This is a genomic window from Candidatus Cloacimonadota bacterium (genome assembly GCA_011372345.1).
Lineage (GTDB): Bacteria > Cloacimonadota > Cloacimonadia > Cloacimonadales > TCS61 > DRTC01.
This window is the reverse complement of the sequence record DRTC01000593.1, coordinates 1-2,743: the sequence shown is the minus strand read 5'-3', so window position 1 is coordinate 2,743 and position 2,743 is coordinate 1. Positions and strand designations below refer to the sequence as shown.

The 2,743-nt window shown below is 36.1% G+C and carries 2 protein-coding genes; one reads left to right on the top strand and one right to left on the bottom strand.

From position 1 onward, the window contains the following. Positions 1-2,190, bottom strand: a 2,190-nt coding sequence (locus ENL20_11330; GenBank protein HHE39144.1) for a hypothetical protein, incomplete at its 3' end; no start/stop codon positions are given. Between the two features lie 179 nt (positions 2,191-2,369). On the opposite strand from ENL20_11330, the gene ENL20_11325 reads away from it, so the two are divergent. Then, positions 2,370-2,743, top strand: a 374-nt coding sequence (locus tag ENL20_11325) for an SDR family NAD(P)-dependent oxidoreductase (GenBank protein HHE39143.1), incomplete at its 3' end; no start/stop codon positions are given.

Below are 2,743 nucleotides of genomic sequence, written 5' to 3'. Positions count from 1 at the left end.
TGTAATAATTGATGCTGCAATATTATGCATAGTATCATTTTCATTCCATCTTAGATTTTCGAAACATACAGTTGTTGAATCATAATTATTAAATCCATCTTTAGGATAAAATCTAATTGTTGCCATTAATCCATCTTCCTCATAGGGCAGAGTTCCGGATCCCACGAGTTTAAATTCACCTCCCTCAACATCTGTCCATATAAAAAAACCATCCAAATAATCAGACCAATAAACGTCAGCTAATGTTAAACAGCCAGAGTCAAAATTAAACATACCTTCAAAAGAAAATATATTTTCTGCATTTGTGATTATTATTGGCACATCAATGGGATCGCCGGTATATACTTGATCCTCCATTGTTATATCACCACTGGCAATGTAGGATGATCCCGGCTGATAGGGCAAAGTGTCTATAATTCCAACTCCATACTGTAGGATCAAAGTTGCGTCCAAAGCTGAGACAGTAGAATCAAGACTAACATCAGCGACAAACAATTGCAGATCGTCTAAGTTAATGTAACCTACTAAATATTGCAATATCATTGAGGCATCATACGCCTGAACCAATCCGTTGAAATCCACATCGCCATATATGAGAGCCACTATGTCTATTCCTCCTGATGTAAGCTCGACAGGCACCAAACCCGTGTCAAACAAGGCATCCTCAAGCGTTATTGGAATAAAATCGGTTGCTGTGTTAGGTACACTGAACTTCATCCATATGAGGACATCTTCACCGGATATCGGTTCGGAACCAGCCATCCATATAGTATTCAGACTATCTGCTTCATTATACTCATACATCCAGCCAGCATCTCCAACTAAACTGGAATCGGCGATCAACTCAAGAAATTCTAATGAGCCCAAATATCCGCCAATAATAATTTCTGCAGAGGTGAATGTTAAATCTTGAGGAAATAGAACATTTATAGGTATCAGAACAGTGTCACCGGGCAATGCGTATTCTGTGGGAATCTCAAGATATATGTGCTGTTGATAATTATAATATTCATAACATCCCATATCAATAATTGCGATTCCATCTCCGTTTCCATCAACAACACGAGGATTACCATCCAGATCATAGAGTGGTAAGTTCATACCGGTTGTATCAACAACTCCTGCGTCGATACAAAGAGAATTTTCCTGAAAATGAAAATCATAACCGGATAAATCAACAAACAATGGATCTTCATTTATACAGCCAATACCTGAAGAACAGGAATAATAATTCCCATCAAGATTTCCCCACACATTACAGTACTGGATACTTACAGAACCATACAAATAACAGATACCATAATCATCATTATTGGTTACGATATTATTTAATAAAAGAGGGTGAGCACCGACTATCGAAATGCCGCCTCCTGAAGGGGAAGGATGGGTTGTACTATTATTACTAACAATATTGTTCCTTATAATCGGATTACCACCATGCAGACAATGAATTCCACCTCCATACCAATCAGTATAATTGTTAAATATCAGATTATTTTCAATTATCGGACTGGAAAAATAAACACATATACCACCTCCACCACCACTTGCATCTTCAAGAGCACCATTATTAAATATGATATTATTTCTTATAATCGGCTGAGCATTTGTGTTGTCGTTATGATAACAACAAATACCACCACCCATTGCCAAATCATTTGCACTTGCAATATTATTATCAATGACATTGTTTTGCACAATAGCATTGCAATTATGATACAAAAGAATTCCACCTCCAGGTCCTTTAATGTGATTGTAACCAGACTCACAATTTGTTATGCGGTTATATTGAATTATTGGAGAGGCATTATAAGCTTTAATGCCGCCGCCCCATGTTCCTTTTGCTTTTTGTATGGTAAATCCTTCAATAATATCCGCATGGGTTTGATGTGTTCCGTTAAGGAAAAAACCGTTCCCACTACCTTCACAATCAATGATACAACTCTCGTAACCATTCTCCGATTTAATAATAATGTGTTTATCGTTACCGTTCCAAGACAGATTCTTGTTATTAGCTCCAGTATAAATTCCATCTGCAACCAGAACAGTATCTCCATTACTCGAAGCATCTATACCTTCTTGAATTGTAATATATTCTCCACCACCGTTACAGTCCACATAAATTGTATTTGCACAAACTAATTGTGCCCCCAAAAGAAAAAATACTATAACACTAATAAGACTCTTTATTATTTTCATACCGCACCTCCGCATTTGGTAATATTGTCTATATGACAATTCAAAGTAACAAATTTAAATTATTTTTGTCAAATTTAAATATAAATTTACATTTCAAATTTATTGACAATGAATTTTTTTTTCAATCGCATACTACTATAAAAATAATAAATAGGATAAGGATAACATAATTGTATATTTTAATCACTGGTATCACGGGCTTTATCGGGGGTGAACTTTGCAGAAAACTGTTAGAGGAAAATCAACATGCGATCACTGCGCTTATTAGAGAGAACACCATTCCAGAGCGATATCAATTCTTCCAAGAGAATCATGTTAAGTGCATTCCGGGCGATATTACCGATGCGGATTTTATTCAGTCCGTTTTTAAGAAACATAAAATCGATCTTGTTTATCATATCGCTGCAATTAGAGGTGGCAGAGATTTTCCAAGGGCTGATTATTACGAAACAAACGTAAATGCAACCCTCAATATCGCTCATGAATGCATTCGACATAAATGCAAGATGATTTTTTGCAGTTCGGTTGGAATATTCGGAGCGAT